Origin of the sequence: Streptomyces sp. YS415, from assembly GCF_023544665.1 — a bacterium.
Taxonomy (GTDB): Bacteria; Actinomycetota; Actinomycetes; order Streptomycetales; family Streptomycetaceae; genus Streptomyces.
On sequence record NZ_JAMJFL010000012.1, the window covers coordinates 33,915 to 53,774 of the forward strand.

The following is a 19,860-nucleotide window of genomic DNA, read 5'->3' on the forward strand; positions in this document are numbered from 1 at the left end:
GTGCGGATCTTCTGCTTACGCTGCGGGCAAGAGCACGCGTGCGTGACCACAGCAGAGGGCGTGACCGGATCGTGGGCGGATCCCTTTCACGGCGCACCTCCGGCTTCCCCGCGGAGCTGACCAGCTTCGTGGGGCGACGGGACGAGTCGGCGGACGTCAGACGGCTGCTGGCCGAGGCGCGGCTGGTGACGCTGACCGGGCCGGGCGGGGTCGGCAAGACCCGGCTGGCCTCGCACGTCGCGCAGCAGACCGCGCGCACCTTCCCCGACGGGGTGTGGCTGGTGCCGTTGGCCGCGCTGGCCGACGAGGCGTTCGTGCCGCATGCCGTGGCCGACGCCCTGGGGGTGCGCAACGAGACCGGGCGGCCGCCGCTGGACGTCCTGGTGGACCATCTGCGGGGCCGCACTCTGCTGCTCGTACTCGACAACTGCGAGCACCTGCCGGGCAGTTGCGCACGCGTCGCACGGACCCTGCTGGCCGCCGGCGACGGCGTGCGCATCCTGGCGACCAGCCGGCACCGGCTCGGGCTCGCCGGGGAGCGGCTCTACGAGGTGCCGCCGCTGCCCACGCCCGAGCCGGCGGAGCTCGGCGCCTCGGCCGCCGAGCACTTCCCCGCACTGCGGCTGTTCGCGGACCGGGCGGCGGCCGTGCTGCCCGGCTTCACCGTCGACGAGGGCAACCAGCACGCGGTGGCCCGGCTGTGCCGTCGGCTCGACGGGCTGCCGCTCGCCATCGAGCTGGCGGCGGTCCGGGTGCGCGCGCTCGGCGTGGACCGGCTCGTCGAACGGCTCGACGACCGCTACCAGTTGCTGACCGGCGGCGACCCGGCCTCGGCGCCCCGGCACCGCACCCTGCGCGCGGCCGTCGACTGGAGCCATGACCTGTGCACGCCGCAGGAGCAGGTGGTGTGGGCGCGGCTGTCGGTGTTCGTCGGCGGCTTCGACCTGGCCGCGGCCGAGGCCGTGTGCGCGGGCGAGGGGCTGGACGCGACCGCCGTGCGGGACGCGGTCGACGGACTCGTCGACAAGTCGGTGCTGACCCGCGAGGAGCGCGGCGGGCTGGCCCGGTACCGGCTGCTGGTCTCGCTGCGCCACTACGGCCTGGAGAAGCTGGCGGACATCGGCGAGGCGGCCGTCGCCCGGCGCCGGCACCGCGACCACTTCGCGGGGCTGGCCGCCGCCTGCGAGGAGGCGTGGTTCGGCCCCGACCAAGCCGCCGTCACCGACCGGCTGCGGCTGGACCGGGACGACTTCCGGGCCGCGCTGGACTTCTGCGTCACCACCCCGGGCGAGGCCCAGCAGGGGCTGCGGACGGCCGCGACCCTGTGGTTCCACTGGGTGGCGGGCGGCGCCTGGGGCGAGGGCCGGCACTGGCTGGACCGGGCGCTGCGGGCCGGGGCGCGCCCCGAGGCGGCACTGACCCGCGCCATGTGGGCGGGCGCGCTGATGTCGCTGGTGCACACCCGCTCCGCGGCCGTCCTCGCCGGCGCCGACCCCCCGCACGGCGTCCCGCCCGCCGACGCGGAACTGCCGGTGCCCGCCCCGCCCCCGATGCCGCCCGACGTCTACGGCACCGACCGGCCGGCCACCACCACCGTCGGCTTCGCCGTCCTCACCCGCGTCGAGCTGGCCTGCACCCTGGTCAGCCGGGGCCGGGCCCGCGAGGCGACCGCGCTGTGCACCGAGGCCGCCGCCGTCTGCGAGGCGCACGGCGAGCAGTGGGCTCGCGCCTGGGCGCTGCGCACGCTGGGCCTCGCGCACTGGTCGCTGGGCGAGTACGACCGGGCCGCCGAGCACGCGCGCGCGTGCCTGCGCCTGCCGTACACCGGACACCGGCGCCAGAGCCTCGCCCGCACACTGGACCTGCTGTCCGCGGCGGAGGCACTCGCCGGGCACGCCGAGCGGGCCGCCGTGCTGCGCGGGGCCGTCGACCGGATCTGGCACGACATCGGCGGCGATCCGGCCCGGCCGCAGGGCGCGGCGCGCTCGTGCCCGGCCGAGCGGCATGCGCGGCGGGCGCTCGGGGACCAGGGCTACGAACGGGCCCACCGGCGCGGCGGCGCCCTGTCCCGCGACGACGTCATCGCCTACGCGCTGGGCACGCTGCGGCGCCGGGCGGCCGGCCCGGCAGGCGCCCCGGACACCCGCCCGCTCACCCGCCGGGAGGCCGAGGTGGCGGCGCTGGTCGCGCAGGGACTGACCAACCGGCGGATCGCCGAGACGCTGGTCATCTCGCAGCGCACCGCGGAGGGGCACGTCGAGCGCATCCTGGTGAAGCTGGGCTTCAGCAGACGCAGCCAGCTGGCGGCCTGGTTCACGGCCCGGTCGGGATAGCGGGCGCCGTCGCCGGAGCACCGCGCCCGCGGGCGGGACGTGTCGGCCACGTCCCACCGGTGGCGTGGTCGCACTCACACCGGCAACCGGGCGATGCGGGGCGGTTACCGGGAGCCGGGTCGGCATCATGGCGTAACCGGAGCCCGTACGACGCCCAAGGAGTACGACGCGTGTCCACTCTCTTCCCGGCCCTGGCCGACGGCCCGCCCGACCGGACCGCTCTGCGGTTCGGCGAACGGTCCCTGACGTACGCCGAACTCGCCGCCGCGACCGGCGCCCTGGCGGACCGGATCGCGGGGCGCGGCCGGGTCGCGGTGTGGGCCACCCCGGCGCTGGAGACCGCCGTGGCGGTGGTCGCGGCCCTGGAGGCCGGGGCCGCCGCCGTACCGCTCAACCCGAAGTCGGGCGAGAAGGAGCTCGGGCACATCCTGTCCGACAGCGCCCCCGGCCTCGTACTGGCCGCACCCGGCGACGAACTCCCGGCACCCCTGCGGAACTTGGCGCGCGTCGACGTCGACGTACGGGCCACCGGCGGGCATCACCCCCGGCCCGCCGACGACGAGGACCCCGCCCTCGTCGTCTACACCTCCGGCACCACGGGACCGCCCAAGGGCGCCGTCCTCCCCCGCCGGGCCGTCGCCCACACCCTCGACGCCCTCGCCGACGCCTGGCAGTGGACCGCCGACGACGTCCTCGTGCACGGCCTCCCCCTGTTCCATGTACACGGCCTCGTCCTCGGCGTCCTCGGCCCGCTGCGGCGCGGTGGATCCGTGCGCCACCTCGGCCGGTTCAGCCCGGAGGGCGTCGCGCGCGAGCTGGACGCCGGCGCGACCATGCTGTTCGGCGTGCCGACGATGTACCACCGCATCGCCCAAGCGCTCCCCGACGACCCGGCGCTCGCCCGGGCGCTGGGCACCGCCCGGCTGCTCGTGTCGGGTTCGGCGGCGCTGCCCGTGCACGACCACGAGCGGATCGCGGCGGCGGCCGGGCGGCGGGTCATCGAGCGGTACGGCATGACCGAGACGCTGATGAACACCAGCATCCGCGCCGACGGCGAGGCCCGCCCCGGCACGGTCGGGGTGCCGCTGCCGGGCGTGGAGCTGCGGCTGGTGGAGGAGGACGGGGCACCGATCACCGCGTACGACGGTGAGACGGTGGGCGAGATCCAGGTGCGCGGCCCGAACCTGTTCACCGAGTACCTGAACCGGCCCGACGCCACAGCGGACGCGTTCACCGCCGACGGCTGGTTCCGCACCGGGGACATGGCGGTGCGCGACCCCGACGGGTACGTCCGGATCGTGGGCCGCAAGGCCACCGACCTGATCAAGAGCGGGGGTTACAAGATCGGGGCGGGCGAGATCGAGAACGCGCTGCTGGAGCATCCCGCGGTGCGGGAGGCCGCGGTGACCGGGGAGCCGGACGCCGATCTGGGCGAGCGGATCGTGGCGTGGGTGGTACCGGCCGACCCGCACGCCCCGCCCGGCGTCGAGGAGCTGGCCGAGCACGTGGCCCGGCGGCTCGCCCCGCACAAGCGGCCCCGGGTGGTGCACCACCTGGACGCGCTGCCCCGCAACGACATGGGGAAGATCATGAAGCGGGCGCTGACCCATGGCTGACCGGCTCCGCGCCCGGGAGTTCCTCGCCCTGCTCACCGACGACTTCGCCGAACTCCCGCACCCCGAGCCGGACTCCGCGCCCGACGGCCCGCTCGGCTGGCGCGGCTACGACGGCTCCCGGCTGCGGGCCGCCGAGCGCACCGGCGAGGAGGAGTCCGTGGTCTGCGGCACCGGGCTCGTCGGCGGCACCCGGGCGGTACTGATCGCGTTCGAGTTCGGCTACCTCGGCGGCTCGCTCGGCGAACGCACCGGCGACCGGCTGGAGGCGGCCCATGAGCACGCCCGGCGGTACCGGCTGCCGGTCGTGCCGCTGATCGCCACCGGCGGCAGCCGGATGCAGGAGGGCATGCTCGCGCTGACCCAACTCCAGCGCGTGGCCCGCCAATCGGTGCTGACGCGGCAGGCGGGCCTCGCGCAGGTCGCCGTCCTGCGCGACCCGACGACGGGCGGCGGCTGGGCCACGCTGGGCGCGGGCGCCGACGTGGTGCTGGCGCTGCCCGGTGCCCAGGTCGGCTTCGCGGGATCCCGGGTGCGGCCCCTGGCCGCGGACCCCGCCGCCTACACCGCGGAGGCCCAGGTGGCGGCGGGTGCGGCCGACGCGCTGGTGGCGCCGGAGGAGCTGCGTACGACGCTGGCCCGGTGGCTGCGCCTGCTGACCGCGCCCTCGGGGGAACCCGCGCCGGTGCCGGCGGCCCTCGGCTCCGCGGAACTCCCGGCGACCGGCTGGGACGCGGTACGCCGGGCCCGCGCACCCGAACGTCCGCGCGCGGAGGCCTACCTGGACGCCTACTTCACCGAGCGCGTCGCCATCGGCGGCGACCGCGCAGGCGGCACGGACCCGGACGGCATGCTGTGCGGCTTCGGCGCGCACCGGGGCCGTACGGTCGCCTACGCGGCGCAGACCGGGCGGGCGACAAGGCCCGCCGGGTACCGCACGGCCGCCCGGCTGATCCGGCTCGCGGACCGGCTCGGCATCCCGGCGCTGACGCTGGTGGACACCCCGGGCGCGGCCAATGACGCGGAGGCGGAGCGGCAGGGCGCGGGGGCGGCCATCGCCGATCTGTTCTCCGCGGTGGCCGCGGCGCGCACGCCGGTCACCACGCTGGTGATCGGCGAGGGCGGTTCCGGCGGGGCGCTGGCGCTGGCCGCGCCCGGCAACACCTGGGCCACCCCGGACAGCTACTTCTCGGTGATCGCGCCGGAACTCGCGGCGGCCATCCTGAAGCGCCCGCCGCACGAGGTGCAGACGACCGCGGACCAACTGCGGATCCGCCCGCAGGACCTGGTCGGACTGGGGGTGATCCGCGGTGTCGCACAGAGCAGCTGACGTGGTGTGAGTATGTCCAACACCTTATGGAATATTTACAACGGACATAAGCGACAAAAACCCCCATTCAGCGGCGCCCCGCCCGGCCCACCACAACACGCGCCGTCTCCCGTTCACCCGCACGATGCGAGTGAGGGCCGCCACCCGGCGGCCCACGGTCTGTGCTCTCGGGAGGCCTGCCATGACCGCCAGTCTGGAGCAGCTGCGCCGCTGTCACTTCGCCGTCGACCTCGGCGCGGCGAGGACACGGGTGTACGTGAAGGGGGCCGGGCTCGTCGTCGACCAGCCCTCCGCCGCCGCCGTGAACACCCGTACCGGCGCGCTGATCGCGGTCGGCGAGTTCGCGGAGAAGATGACCGGCCGCACGCCGGACTACATCCGGGTCGTCCGCCCCGTCTCCGGGGGCACGGTCGTGGACATCGAGATGGCGCAGCGCATGCTGCGGCACCTGCTGGGTGACAAGATCCGCCGCAATCTGCGCCGCAAGCCGCGCCTGCGGGCCGCCGCCTGCACCCCGCACGACGCCGATCCGCTGGCCCAGCGCGCGGCCATCGAGACGCTGGTCGGACTCGGCGCGCGCCGGGTGGAACTGGTGGACACGCTGATCGCCGCCGCCGTGGGCTGCGGACTGCCCGTGGAGCGCCCCGAAGCCACCATGATCATGGTGTGCGGCGCGGCGGCGACCCAGGTCGCCGTGCTCTCCCTCGGCTCGATCGTGACGGCCCAGCGGATCGCGGTCGGCGGCGAGGCCGTGGACCACGCGATCGTCCAGCACCTGCGCCACCAGCACGAGCTGGTGCTGCCGAGCCAGTCGGTACGGCCGCTGCAGCTCGCCCTGTCCGGCAACGGCCTCACCCCGCACGGGCCGGCCTCCACGGAGATCCACGGACGGGACGTGGCCACCGGCCTGGCCCGCTCGGTGCAGGTCGACACCGCCGCCGTGCGCAACGCCATCCAGACCCCGCTGACCGCCGTGCTCGACGGCATCGGCAAGGTGCTCCGGGACTGCCCGCCCGACCTGGTCGCCGACCTCGCGGACCGGGGGATCATGATGGTCGGCGGCAGCGCCCTGCTGCCGGGCTTCGACCAGATGCTGCGGCAGGCCACGGGCATGCCGGTGCACATCGCCGAACGCCCGGACGTGTGCGCGGTCCAGGGCCTCGGCACGATGCTGGAGGGCGGCATCGCCCCCCTGGAACTGGACCCGCTCGGATCCTGATCCCACCGCGCCGGTCCCCGGCGTGCCGATTACGGCAGCCGCTCGAGCAGCGCGGTGAAGCTGTCGGCCCACCCTTCCACCGTCGACGCGGTGAACAGGTCCGTCGAGTACTCGAAGGTCACCTTGATCTCCGTCTGCGCCGGTTCCAGTACGACGTAGAGCTCGTTGCGTGCCACCCCCGGCATAGCCAGGCTCTTCACACCGGTCCGCAGCGGCGCCATGTCCAGGGTGGGCGGCGGGGTCGTGACCACGGTGAACAGCACGGTCGGGAACAGGCCGTCCCCGGGCTCCACGAGGTCCACCACCTCCGTCAACGGCAGCTCCTGGTGATCCAGGGCCGCGAACAGGCTCTCGGCCACCTGCGTCACCAGGTCACCGAAGTCGGCGGCCCGGGACAGCCTGGCCCGCACCAGCACCGCGTCCCCGAGGAGCCCGACGGTCCGCGCCCGCTCCCGCCGGGTGCGGTTCGCGCTGGACGCGGCCAGCACCACGTCCGCCGGATCACCGCACAGCCCGCCCACCCACCGCGCGAAGGCCGAGGCCAGCACGGCGTACGGCGTCACCCCGAGGCGGGCGGCGGTCTCCGCGATCCGGGCGGGGGTGTCCCCGCCGACGGTCCAGGTGTGCAGAGCGCCCCGGCCCGACAACCGCTCCGGGCGGGGACGGTCGTACGGCAGCGGCAGCCGCAGTGGCGCTCCGGCCAGTTCCGCCCGCCAGTACCCCTCCAGCTCCGCCCGCCGTGCCGGCGACAGCTCGTGCTCGTCGCGGGCGCAGTCCGTGAACGAGACGGACGCCGGGGGAAGGTGCCGGCCCTGGTACAGCAGCCCCAGCTCCTCCCGGAGCACGCCGAGTGACCAGCCGTCGCAGACCGCGTGGTGGAACACCGTCAGCAGGATCCAGCGGTCCGCCGCGAGCCGGCCCAGCCGGAACCGGAACAGCGGGGCCCGGTCCAGCGCGAAGGGCACCCGGGCGTGCTCCTCGCACCAGCGGCCGGCGTCGTCGACGTCCTCGACCGGCAACTGGACCGGCACCTCCGCCAGCACCTCCAGCACCTGCTCGGTGCACCTGGCGCGCAGCGCGTCGTGCCGCCGCACCAGGTCCACCAGCGCCCCCCTCAGGCGCTCCACGTCCAACTCCCCCCGCACGTCGATGCGATGGGCGACGCTGTAGACGGAAGGGTCGGGGCGTTCGTGGTGCCGCCGCCACAGCCGGCGCAGGGCCGAGGTCAGCGGCACGGTCGCCGCCACCCGCCGCTCGGCGGCCCGGGACGCGATCCCCCTGACCGTCGGCGCCCGGAAGAAGTCCGCCATCGACACCTCGACGCCCAGCTCCTCCGCCATCCGGTGCAGCAGCCGGATCGCGCCGAGCGAATGACCGCCCAGCTCGAAGAAGGGCCGGGTCACCGGCACCCGGGCCACACCCAGCTCCTCGCACCACAGCTCGTGCAGCGCCTTCTCCAGCGGCGTGCCGGGCTCCGCCTCCGCCCGCGCGGGACCTGCGGGCTCCGGCAGCCGGGCCCGGTCCAGCTTCCCCGACGCGTTCACCGGCAGCCGGTCCAGGGCCACCCAGCGCCCCGGCACCAGATGCTCGGGCAGCTCCGCGGCGAGCGCGTCCCGCAGCGGCGCCGGGTCGTCGGCGACGACGTAGGCGACCAGCTCGCTCTCCCCGTGCCGGTCCCGGCGCGCCACGACCGCCGCGTCCCGCACCCCCGGCAGCACGGCCAACGCCGCCTGCACCTCGGCCGGTTCGACCCGGTGACCGCGGATCTTGACCTGGTCGTCGGCGCGTCCGCAGTACTGCAGCGTGCCGTCGCCGCGCCAGCGCGCCAGATCCCCCGTCCGGTACAGCGCCCCGCCGTCGACGAAGGCCGCGTCCGTCTCCTCGGGCCGGCCGAGGTAGCCCAGCGCCACGGGCACTCCCCCCACGCAGAGCTCGCCCACGGCACCCACCGGCACCGCCCGCCCGGCCGGATCCCGCAGCACGATCCGCGCGCCCGGCACCGGCGTGCCGATGGGCGGCAGCGCCTCGCCCCCGGGATCGACCCGGTGCGAGGTGACGACGACCGAGGTCTCCGTGGGGCCGTACTGGTTGTACAGCGCGCACGCCGGGTGTCCGGCGAGGAACCGCCGGAAGGCGTCGGTGAGGTGCAGCGCCTCCCCCGCCGAGAACAGCTCCCGCAGCTCGGGCAGTTGGGGGCCGGTCTCCATCAGGTACCGCAGCGGCGTGCACGGCATGAACATCCGCTGCACCCCGTGCCGCCGCGCCGCCTCCGCGACGGCCGCCGGGTCGTACCGCACCTCGTCGTCGATGAGCACCAGTTCGGCGCCAGCGGCCAGCGTCGTGAAGATCTCCTGCACGCTGACGTCGAAGGACGGCGAGGTCCACTGGAGGGTGCGCAGCGGCGGGTGCGCGGCGAGGTGGGCGCGGACCAGGTTCGCGGGGCCCCGGTGGGGGACGACGACTGCCTTGGGGCGGCCGGTCGAACCCGAGGTGTGGATGCAGTAGGCCGGGTCCTCGGGGCGCACGTCGGCGGCGGGCGGATCCCCGGGCAGGCCGGCGTCCGTGTCCTCCACCAGGTGCACCTCGGCGCCGAGACCGGGATGCCGGGCGAGCAGTCCGCCCGAGGTCAGCAGGAGGGCCGGAGTCGCGTCGGCCAGCAGGGCGGCCAGCCGCGGGGTGGGCGCGGACGGGTCGAGCGGCAGATAGGCGGCACCGCTCTTCAGCACCCCCAGCAGAGCCGTGATCAACTCCGGTCCCCGCGGCAGCAGTACGGCCACCCGCGCGCCGCGTCCGGCGCCCCGGCCGCGCAGGAGGTGGGCGAGCCGGTTGGCGGCGGTGTTCAACTCGCCGTAGGTGACCCGCCGTTCCCCCATGACGAGGGCCACGGCGTCCGGCGCCTGCCGCTCCACCAGGCCGTGCAGGGTGTCCTCGACGTCGGGGGCGGGTTCGTCGAGGCGGCCCAGCCGGGCGAGGAGGGCCGGATCGGGGTCCGTGAGGTCGTCGAGCGGGGCCGCGGGGGTGTCCAGGGCGCGGCGCAGCACCTGTTCCACCTGGTCCACCAGGCGCCGCACGGTCGCCTCGTCGAACAGGGCCGTGTCGTACTCGACCATGCACCGCAGGCCGTCCGCGTGGTGGGTCAGGTAGACGCTGAGGTCGAAGGGGGCGCGCTCGCTGGGCACGTCCAGCAGGGCCGCGGTCACCCGGGGCGGGTCGAAGTCGACGCCGCCTTCGTTCTCGTACTCGACCATCACCTGGAAGAGCGGATTGCGGCTCGGGTCACGGGGCGGGTTGAGGGCGCCGACCAGTTCGTCGAAGGGGATGCCCCGGTGCTCGTACGCCGTCATGCTCCCGTCGCGGACGCGGCGCAGCAGGGCCGGGAAGTCCGGGTCGCCGCCGAGGTCCACGCGCAGCGGGACGGTGTCGAGGAAGAGGCCCACCTGGTCCTCGGCGCCGACGGGGCGGGCGGCGACCGCGGTGCCGAGCACCACGTCCCGCTGCCCGCTGAACCGGCCCAGCACCGCGCCGATCGCGCCGGTCAGCGTCATGAACAGAGTGGCCCGGTGTCCGGCGGCGAAGGTGCGCAGCAGCCCGACGAGCCCGGCGTCCAGGTGGTGCGTCAGGCTCGCCCCCACGCCGGTCCTGACCGGAGGGCGCGGTCGGTCGGTGGGCAGCGTCAGCTCCGGTGCGCCGGCCAGCTCACGGCGCCAGAAGTCCAGGGAGGCGGCGGCTTCGGCGGGGCCGGGGCGGGCGGGCTCGGGCGGCTCGGCGAGCGGCGGCGGCTCTTCGCCCCGGTAGCAGGCGGCGAGATCGCGGGCGAGGACGGCGGTGGAGGAGGAGTCGAAGACGATGTGGTGGGCCAGCAGGAAGAGCAGGTGCCGCTCGTCCGACAGGCGCAGCAGCCGGGCGGTGACGAGCGGTCCCGCGCCCAGATCCATACCGTCGCGCGCGTGGGCGGCGAGGACGGCACGCAGCGCCTCCTCCTCGGTCGCGCCGCTGTGGTCGTCCAGCGGGCAGTCCAGATCCACCTGGGCCCGTATCTCCTGGTAGGGCACTCCGTCGGCCTCCCCGAAGACCGTGCGCAGGGCGGGGTGCCGGTCCGCGACCCGCCGTAACGCGCGGCGCAGGGCGGGCACGTCGAGCGGTCCGTCGAGCCGGATCGCCTTCGGCTCGCAGTACATGGGGGTGCCCGGGTGCAGCCGCTCGAGGAACCAGATGCGGCGCTGGGCGGGAGACAGGGGCGTACGATGCGGTACGGCCACCGCCGGCCCCGGCTCGGGCGCGCGGCGCCGCACCCGGTCCAGTACCGGCAGCCCGGCCAGCACCTTCTCCCTCGCCACGCCGAAGTCCACGAAGCAGGCGATCTCATCGGCGCCCGCCGCCACCAGCCGCGCCACCGACTCGGCCGCCGAACGCTCGTCACCGATGAGCGCGCGGGAGGCGCAGTAGCGCTCGTAGGCCCGTCCGAGCAGGAACTCGACGTCCTCCTCCGGGGTGTTGGCGAGGTCCACGTCGAAGCCCAGGCTGTTGGTGACCTGGTCGAAGAGGGCGAGCGAGGAGCGCAGATACGCCACGAACGGCCGGTACGCCTCCGCGCGGGCGCGCTCCGCGTCCTCGCCGAGGTACGTGTGCACCAGGACCACGACCCGCCCGGCCGCCGGATCGAGGCCGTGCTCGGCACGGGTGCGCCGGTACAGCGCGATGTTCGCCGCGAGCTGCTCGACGGTCTGCGTCATCAGGTTGGTGACGACACCGAGCCCTTCGGCGGCGGCCCGCCGGTAGCTGTCGGGATTGCCCACGACCGCCGCGTACAGCGGCAGTTCGGCCTGGACGGGGCGCGGATGCAGCCGTACGTCGACCTGGGCGCCGTCACCGGCGGTGACCGTGACCGGCTGACCCGACCACAACTGCCGCACTGTGGACAGCCGTTCGTACATCACCTCGCGGTGGCGGCCGTAGTTCTCCGGCGCCAGCGCGAAGTCGGTGGCGTGCCAGCCGCTCGCGACGCACAGGCCCGCCCGGCCGCCGGAGATGTTGTCGACGACCGACCACTCCTCGGCGACCCGCACAGGATGGTGCAGGGGCAGCACCACCGAACCCGCGTTCAGCCGGATCCTGCTGGTCCGGGCGGCGAGGGCGGCGGCCAGGACCGAGGGGTTGGGGAACAGGGCGCCGAAGGAGTTGAAGTGCCGCTCGGGGAACCAGAGCCCGTGGAAGCCCTGGCGGTCGGCGAACTCGGCCGCGTCCATGATCAGGCCGTACTTGTCGTCGGCGGTGTCCTCGGGGTAGTCGCCGAAGAAGTAGAGGCTGAAGTCGGGGCCGGTGGTGGGGGTGAAGGGGGTGGTGGGGACGGTGGGGGTGGCGGCCGGTTCCGCTTCCGGTGCCTCGACCGGCTCGGGGGCCGGTGGGGCGGCGAGAACGTCGAGCTGGCGGTTGATGACTCCGGTTACCTGGTCGGCGAGTTGCTGGGCCAGCTTCAGCTGCTGGGCGACGAGGTCGTGGAGGGCGGGGGGTGTTGCTTCGGGGGCGGCAGGGGTGGGCGTAGGGATGGGGGCCGCGGGCTCGGGTGCGGGTGCGGCTTCCGGTTGGGGCGCCGGTTCCGGATCCGGTGCCGGGTCCGTCGTCGCCTTCCCCGCTCCCAGCCGCTCCGCGAGCTTCGCGGGTGTGTCCGCCGACCCGAACAGCTCCCGCACCGGCACGCGCACGCCGTACCGCTTCTCGAGCTGGGCCGCCATCCCCATCAGGGCGAGGGAGTCCGCGCCGACCTCGAAGAAGGAGCGGTCCGGCGCGATGTCGGCGACCTCGCACCCGAGTGCGGTCGCCGCCAACTCGCGTATGCAGGCCAGCACTTCTCCGGAGGTAGTGGCGCCGGAGACTTCGGTGACCCGACGTGCCCGCAGCGGATGCCCCGGCAGGGACACCCGCCCGCCGGGCCCCGTGATCGCCCGCCAGTCCAGCTCCGCCCCCCGCTCGTACGCCGCCCCCAGCCCGGTCAGCACCCCCCGCACCTGCTCCACGGCCCCGGCTCCCGCACCCTGCCCGCTCAGCCAGCGGCTGCCCGGCGCGCAGTGCCGCCCGAGACCGGTGAGCGTGTCGCCCGCGCCGATCTCGACGAAGTCGCCGGTGCCGCGCGCGAGGGCGGTGGCCATGGCGAGGTCGAACCGGACCGGCTGCCGGGCCTGGCGGATCAGATAGCCGGCGTCGACGGTCCAGCCCTCGGGCCGCAGTTCACCGTCGGCGGCGGTGATCAGCGGAGTGCGCAGCGGACGGTACGACACCTGCTCGGCGTACGACCGGAATTCCCGCAGCGCCTTGTCCACGGCGGCGGAGTGGAAGGCCCGGTCCACGGGCAGCGCCCGCCATCGCAGCCCCGCCTCGTCGAGCAGGCGGGCCGCGACCTCCAGAGCGGCGGGCGATCCCGAGATCACCTGCGAGCGCGGCCCGTTGACGGCGGCCGGTTCGGCCCCGGCCTCCCGCGCGACGCGCTCCACCTCCTCCCGCCCGCCTCGCACCGCGAGCATGCCGCCCGGCGGGCACAGGGTGTGCATCAGTTCTCCGCGCCGGACGGTGAGCCGCAGCCCGTCCGCCACGCTGAACGCCCCGGCGACGCACAGCGCCGCGTACTCCCCCACGCTGTGCCCGAGGAGCAGCGCCGGCCGCACCCCGGCCGCCTGCCACGCCTCGGCGAGCGCGACCTGGTGGACGAAGAGGGCGGCCTGCGCGGTCTCGGTGGGCCAGACCGGGTCGTCCTGGCCCGCATCGAGGAGCGGGGACAACGGGCCGTACCGGTCGAGGATCCGCCGGGCGGCGGGGAACGCGGCGTACAGCCCGCCCGCCATCCCCCGGCGCGCACTGCCCTGCCCCGGGAAGGCGAAGGCCACCGGCCCCAACGCCCCTCGCTCCGGTACCCGTTCAGTCAGCACTCGGGCCAGTTCCCCGGCCGTACGGCCCACCGCCGCGGCCCGGGAGGTGCGATGCGGGCGGCCGAGGGCGAGGGTGGCGGCCACGTCACCGGCGGCGGGGGCGGGCTCCCGGCGCAGCCGTTCCGCGAGGGCGTCGGTGAAGGACGTCAGAGCCTCGTCGTCGGTGGCCGAGACCGGCACCAGAACCGGCAGTTCAGGATCCGGCGCCTCCCGCACCGGCGCCTCCTCCAGCACGACGTGCGCGTTGGTGCCGCCGACCCCGAGGGCGCTGACGCCGGCCCGGCGGGGAGTGCCGTCGGAGACCTGCCAGGGGCGCAGATCGGTCGCCAAGCTCAGCGCGGATGCGCGGAGTTCGGGGTTGGGCCGGGTCAGATGCAGGGTCGGGACCAGCGTGCGGTGCCGCAGCATCAGCACCGTCTTGATGAGCCCGGCCATCCCCGCGCAACTGTCGAGGTGCCCGATGTTCGGCTTGACCGACCCGACGGCGCAGAAGCCGGTACGCCCGGCCGCCTCGCCCAGCACCCGCGCGAGCGCCTCGAATTCCACGGGGTCGCCGAGCCGGGTCCCGGTGCCGTGGGCCTCGACGTACGAAATGGTCTCCGGCGGGACCCCGGCCCGGCGCAGTGCCTGCCGCACCACCTCCATCTGCCCGGTGACCCCCGGGGCCGTGAAGCCGACCTTGCCCGCCCCGTCGTTGTTGACGGCCGAGCCGAGGATCACCGCGTGCACGGTGTCGCCGTCGGCGAGGGCGCGGTCGAGCCGTTTGAGCAGGACGGCGGCGACTCCGTTGCCGCCGACCGTGCCGTCGGCGTCCGCGTCGAAGGCCCGGCAGCGTCCGGTGGGCGACAGGATGGAGCCGGGGTGGGGTCGGTAGCCGCCCTCCTGGGGCAGATGCACGGCCGCGGCACCGGCCAGTGCCAGGTCCGTCTCCCCGCTCAGCAGGGCCTGGACGGCCAGGTGGACGGCGACCAGGGAGGTGGAACAGGCCGTCTGCACACCGATCGCGGGGCCGGTGAGCCCGAGCCGGTAGGCGACGCGGGTGGCGAGGAAGTCGGGCTGCCGCCCGATCGCGCGCTGCATGCCGGTGGCGGGGTCGTCCGGGGCCGCTGCGGCTTCGTCCGGCGCCTGATGGTCGTAGAGGTTCATGCCGGAACCGGCGAACACGCCGATCCTGGTGCCGGGTTTGGTCACCGCGTAGCCGCCGTCCTCCAGCGCCCGGTGGCAGCACTCCAGGAAGAGCCGGTGCGCGGGATGCGTGAGCCCGGTCTCCTTGCGGCTCATGCCGAAGAACTCGGCGTCGAACTCCTCGGCCCGGTCCAGGACTCCGGCGACCGGCACCCGGTCGGCGGTGATCTCGCCGAACACCCCGACACTGTCGACGCCGTCCCGCAGATTGGCCCAGAACCGGTCCACGGTGTCCGCGCCGGGGAAGCGCAGCGCCATCCCGACGACGGCGATACGACGGTCGGCGGCCCCGGAATCCGCCGCCGGCACCGAGGGCACGTCCGCCGGGGCGTCCCCCAGGTGGGCGGCCAGCGCCGCGGCCGTCGGATGCTCGAAGAAGGCAGTCTGCGGAATCTCCACCCCGAGCCGCTCCTCCAGCCGGGCACGCAGCCGGACGACGAGGACGGAGGTCAGCCCGAGTTCGTAGAACGGGGTGTGCGCGTCGGCCGGGCGGCCGAGGAGGACGCCGAGCTCCTCCCCCACGATCCGCACGACGACGTCGGCGGCGGGCGGGGAGGCCACGCCAGGCCGGGAGGCCACGCCAGCCCGGGAGGCCGCACCAGCCCCGGACGCCGCGCCCGCCCCCTCCGCGAGGAACCGTTCCCGCAGGGCGGACCGCCGCACCTTGCCCGCCGGAGTCCGCGGGAAGTCCTCCCCCGGTACGGGCACGACGTGCGCGGCGGTGAGCCGGAGGCGGGAGTACAGGGCCGCCCTCGCCTCCCGCGCGATCCGTCCGTCCTCCTCGGCGCCCCGGCTGACGAAGAACAGGGCCAGTTCCTCGGTCCCGCGCTCCGCGACCGGCACCCCGCAGGCGCCGACCTCCCCCGGCCGGATGCCGGGCACGGCGCTGACGGCCTCCTCCACCTCATGGGCGTGCACGTTGTGCCCGTTGAGGATGATCAGGTCCTTGCGGCGCCCGGTGATGACGACCTGCCCCGCGTCGAGGAAGGCCAGATCACCGGTGTCCAGCCAGTCCCGCCCGGCGGGGAAGGCCGCCGCGTCGGCCTCGGGATCGTCGACGTAGCCGGGGGTCAGCCGGGCCGGCGCGTGGACCTGCAGGCGGCCGATGCGGCCTTCGGCGGCGAGGTCGCCCCGGTCGTCGACGATGCGCAGGGTGACCCCGTGCGCCGGCGCGCCGGCCGCGACGAAGGTGACGGTCTCGTCCTCGGGGGTGGAGGCGTCGGCGCGCACCAGCTCACCGCCCAGGCTGCGCTTGAGGAGGCGGTGCACGGTGCCGGGCCGGTCGAGACGGCCGTAGGTGACCGCCGTGACCGTCTCCGCCATCCCCCAGGCGGGGACGATGTGCCCCGCGCGGACTCCGTACGCGGCGGTCGCGTCGAGGAAGCCGTGCATGACGGGCAGGGTGATCTGCTCGCCGCCGCAGAGGAGGGACTTGAGCCCGCTCAGGTCCCAGGACCTGCCCGGGTCCGCGGCGCCGAGCGCGTCGGCGACGAGCCGGTAGGCGAAGGCCGGCGCCCACGCGTGCCGCGCCCGGTGTTCCTGCATCAAGTCCAGCCAGCGCAGCGGATCGGCGAGGACCCGCTCGGTCGGGGCGTGCACATTGGTGCAGCCGGCGAAGACGGCGAGCAGGTGGTAGAGCAGGAACGCCCCGCTGTGGTCGACCGGGAGCCAGTTGACCATGGTGTCCTCGGGCCGCACGTCCAGGATCCGCCGGGCGGACGCGGCGAAGTCGGCGAGCCCGGCGTGGGTCAGCCGCGCGGCCTTGGGGGCGCCGGTGCTGCCGGAGGACAGCATCAGCAGGGCGACATCCCTCCCGTCGGGGTGGACGTACTCGTGTGCGGGCGCGGCGTCCCGACAGGCGTGCACGTCCGTCACCCGGGCCCCGTCCACTCCGGTCCCGTCGGTGAGGACGAGGGGGTGGCCCAGCAACGCGCAGGCGTGCAGGAGCCGTTCGCGCGCGGGCGAGCCCGGCAGGGGCGGCTCCGCGATGGCGACGGGCTGGATGCCGCCGAGCACACACGCCCAGAAGGCGGGGAAGAAGTCGACGAGCGGCAGCCCGCAGAGCACGACGACGTCCCCGCGCTCCACCCCGCGCTCGCGCAGGCCGCCGAGTAACCGGCTTGCGCGGAGAAGGAGTTCGGGGTGGGTGAGGCGGGTGGCGGATCCGTCGGCGGCGACGGCGACGACCCCCGCGTCCGTCGCCGACTCCGCCGCCCGCAGCAGCGCCTCCACCGCGTCCCGCGGATCCGAGGCGTCCCGTTCCGGCTCAGGACCCCGGCAGACGGCCGTCCCCCGTACGCGTTCCATGCGACCCCTCTCCTTCTTTCGGTGCATCTTCTTTCGGTGCATCGGACGTCGGTCGGTCTCTCGTGCAGGGCGCGCCACTGGTCTTCCGGTCGACGCGTCCCGCGCGGACGGCGAGCAGCAGGGCCAGCGCCCCGCACACGGCGATCCCGTGGAAGAGCACGACGACGGTCAGCGGCGACAGGGACTCCAGAGCGGCCGCGGCGGCGACCGTGCCCAGGGCGAAGCCGCCCTGTTCCGCCGTGGCGGACAGCCCGAACAGCCGTCCGCGTTCGCGGTCACCGGCGGCCTGGAGGCGTGAGGTGTAGACGATCTCGGTCCAGCCGTCGGCGAACCCGGCCGCCGCGGCGGCCACCGTCAGCGCCACGGCGGGCAGCCCGGTGAAGGCCAGGACGAAGGAGCAGGACATCGCACAGGTGCCGAGCGCGAAGGCCCGCTCGCCGCGCGCCGCGCCGCCCCGCTTGAGCACCTGATGGGCGAGGAGGGTGCCGACCGCCCAGGCGACCCAGAACCTGCTCATGTACAGCGCGGGATCCACGGCGTCGGCGAGTCCGGCCGCGACGGGCAGGGCGACGTTGTGCGAGGAGGAGGCCAGCGCGTCCGTCCCGCGCAGCGCGATCAGCCCGAGCAGCAGCGCGGGCAGCCCGGCCCCGGCGCGCCACCAGGACGGGGCGGGCCCGGACTCGGCGACCCGGCTCGGGGTCTCCTCCTCGGTGCGCGGCCGCAGCACCAGCAGCGCCGCCCCGGACACCACGAAACTGGCGGCGTTGACGGCGAAGGCGGTGCCGTAGCCGCCGTGGGCGATGACGGGGGCGGCGGAGGCGAAGCCGAGGACCGTGGCGAGGGAACGGGCGGTGACCAGCAGCCCGTTGGCCCGCACCCGGCCCTCCTGCCCGACCATGACCGGGACGGCGCTGCGCAGGGCGACCCCGAAGAAGGTGTTCCCGGCCCCCAGCACCATGACGGCGCCGCCGAGCACCCATAACGGCGTCCGCGTCCCGCACACCGCGAGCACGGTCATGGCGCCGGCCTGCGCGGTGTCGGCGCCGATCATCACGGCCCGGCGCCCGAACCGCGCGGCGACCGCTCCGGCGGCGGGCCCCGCCGCGACCCCGGCGAGCAGCCGCAGCGCCATCACGGCCCCGATGCCGAAGGCGGTGCCCGTGACCTCGTAGGAGAAAAGGCTCAGCGCGATCAGGTTGAGGTAATTGCCGTAGGCGGACACGGCGTACGAGGTCACGAGCAGCCGGAACCTGAACATCTGAGCGAGCATATCGACCGCTCCGGAGAAGCGGCCGAGTCAGGCCAAGGCGGCCGGAAGAAGCCCGAGTTGGCCGAGAATCACCGGCCGGGCGCACCGGCGGTGGCGGTGTCCGCGTCCCGGAGCTCACGCTTGAGGATCTTGCCGGTGGCGTTGGTGGGCAGGGCGGCGAAGAACTCCACCAGGCGCGGGTACTTGTAGCCTGCCATCTGCTCCTTGCACCAGGTGATCAGCTCCTCCTCGGACAGCGTCGCGCCCGGGGCGCGGACCACGCAGGCCTTGACCTCCTCGCCGTGGCGCTCGTGCGGCACGCCGATGACGGCGGCCATGCTCACGGCGGGGTGGGTGAGGAGGACCTCCTCGATCTCCCGCGGGTACACGTTGAAGCCACCGCGGATGATCATGTCCTTGGCGCGGTCGACGATGTGGAGCCAGCCGTCGGCGTCGCGGCGGGCCAGGTCACCGGTGCGGAACCAGCCGTCGCGCAGCACCTCAGCGGTTGCCTCGGGACGGTTGTAGTAGCCCTTCATGACGTTGTGCCCGCGGATGACGATCTCACCGATCGCGTCGTCGCCGCGGACCGGCGTCCAGTCCTCGCCGACCAGGTCCACCTCCACGCCCCACACCGGGCGTCCGATGGAGCCGGGACGTGCCTTCGCGCCGCGCGGGGTGAAGGTGGCCACCGGGCTGGTCTCCGACAGGCCGTATCCCTCCAGGATGGTGACGCCGAACCGCTCGCCGAAGCGGCGGTGGATCTCGACCGGGAGCGCCGAGCCCCCCGAGCCGGCCATCCGCAGGTTCTCGGCGATCAGCGCCAGGTCCACGCCCGCCGCTTCCTCTTCGAGCAGGGCCCAGTACATGGTGGGGACGCCCGCGAAGAAGGTGACCGCGTGACGCTCCATCAGGGCCAGGGCGGTGCGCGCCTCGAAACGCGGCAGCAGCACCAGCGTGGCGCCGGAGGCGAGGCCGGCGTTCATCTGGACGACCTGGCCGAAGGAGTGGAACAGCGGCAGGCTGATCAGATGCACGTCGTGCTCGACCTCGCCGAACAGCTTGTGGCAGGTCAGCACGTTGAGCAGCAGGTTGGAGTGGGTGAGCTCGGCACCCTTGGGCCGGCCGGTGGTGCCGGAGGTGTAGAGGATGACCGCCGTGTCACCGGACTCGGTGGCCACCGTCTCGAACTCCGCGCTCTGTCCGGCCAGCGCGGCCGTCAGGGTCTCGGCGCCCGCGATCGGGGAGTCCTCGCCGGGGCTGGCGGGCATCAGGAAGAACTGCTCGCAGCCGGGCGTCTCACCGAAGCCGGCCCAGCCCTCCTCGCCCAGGGGGAGTTCGGCGCTGCCCTCGAAGCAGAAGTAGGCCTTCGCCTCGGAGTCGGCCAGGTGGTAGGCGATCTCCCGGCTCTTGAGCAGGACGTTGAGGGGGACGACGACCGCGCCGGCCTTGAGGATGCCGTAGTAGACGACCGGGAACCAGGGCACGTTCGGGCAGGACAGTGCCACCTTGTCGCCGGGCTCGATACCGCGGGAGCGCAGCAGGCCGGCCACGCGGCGGGCGGCCGCGTCGAGTTCCGAGTAGGTCAGCTGCTGGGCTCCGAGGACGACCGCCGTGCGGTCGGGCACGGTCCGGGCGCTGGTCTCCAGCAGGGTGGCGAGGTTGAGCATGGGGTCTCCGTAGGGGTGGGGCGGTGGCAGCGGC

7 protein-coding genes are annotated in these 19,860 nt (G+C 74.9%); 4 read left to right on the plus strand and 3 right to left on the minus strand.

Annotated features, from left to right (window positions below):
* The first annotated feature begins 71 nt into the window (after positions 1–71).
* The 4 genes from M8H82_RS17265 to M8H82_RS17280 all read left to right on the plus strand — a co-directional run bounded on the left by M8H82_RS17265 (position 72) and on the right by M8H82_RS17280 (position 6,495).
* A complete protein-coding gene (locus tag M8H82_RS17265) occupies positions 72–2,333 on the plus strand; it encodes a LuxR C-terminal-related transcriptional regulator (protein WP_250074896.1) in 2,262 nt (753 codons plus the stop codon).
* Positions 2,334–2,503: 170 nt separating this feature from the next.
* The gene (locus M8H82_RS17270; protein WP_250074898.1) at positions 2,504–3,949 is read left to right on the plus strand and encodes an acyl-CoA synthetase; all 1,446 of its coding nucleotides are present in this window, start codon (positions 2,504–2,506) and stop codon (positions 3,947–3,949) included.
* Positions 3,942–5,276, plus strand: coding sequence for a carboxyl transferase domain-containing protein (locus tag M8H82_RS17275; protein WP_250074900.1), 1,335 nt, complete (start codon positions 3,942–3,944; stop codon positions 5,274–5,276). The genes M8H82_RS17270 and M8H82_RS17275 overlap by 8 nt, the downstream gene beginning before the upstream one ends.
* Positions 5,277–5,457: 181 nt before the next feature.
* On the plus strand, positions 5,458–6,495 hold the full coding sequence (locus M8H82_RS17280; protein WP_250074901.1) for a rod shape-determining protein: 1,038 nt from the start codon (positions 5,458–5,460) through the stop codon (positions 6,493–6,495).
* Between the two features lie 29 nt (positions 6,496–6,524).
* Here the strand turns inward: M8H82_RS17280 and M8H82_RS17285 are convergent, their stop codons facing one another.
* The 3 genes from M8H82_RS17285 to M8H82_RS17295 form a co-directional block, all read right to left on the minus strand.
* Positions 6,525–16,907 carry a non-ribosomal peptide synthetase/type I polyketide synthase gene (locus M8H82_RS17285; RefSeq protein WP_250074903.1) on the minus strand — a complete coding sequence of 3,461 codons (10,383 nt, stop codon included), beginning with the start codon at positions 16,905–16,907 and terminating at the stop codon, positions 6,525–6,527.
* Positions 16,867–18,165, minus strand: a complete 1,299-nt coding sequence (locus M8H82_RS17290; protein WP_250074905.1) for an MFS transporter — start codon at positions 18,163–18,165, stop codon at positions 16,867–16,869. Before M8H82_RS17290 ends, M8H82_RS17285 begins: the two co-directional genes overlap by 41 nt.
* Before the next feature lie 80 nt (positions 18,166–18,245).
* Positions 18,246–19,826 carry a long-chain fatty acid--CoA ligase gene (locus M8H82_RS17295; RefSeq protein ID WP_250074907.1) on the minus strand — a complete coding sequence of 527 codons (1,581 nt, stop codon included), beginning with the start codon at positions 19,824–19,826 and terminating at the stop codon, positions 18,246–18,248.
* Positions 19,827–19,860 lie beyond the last annotated feature (34 nt).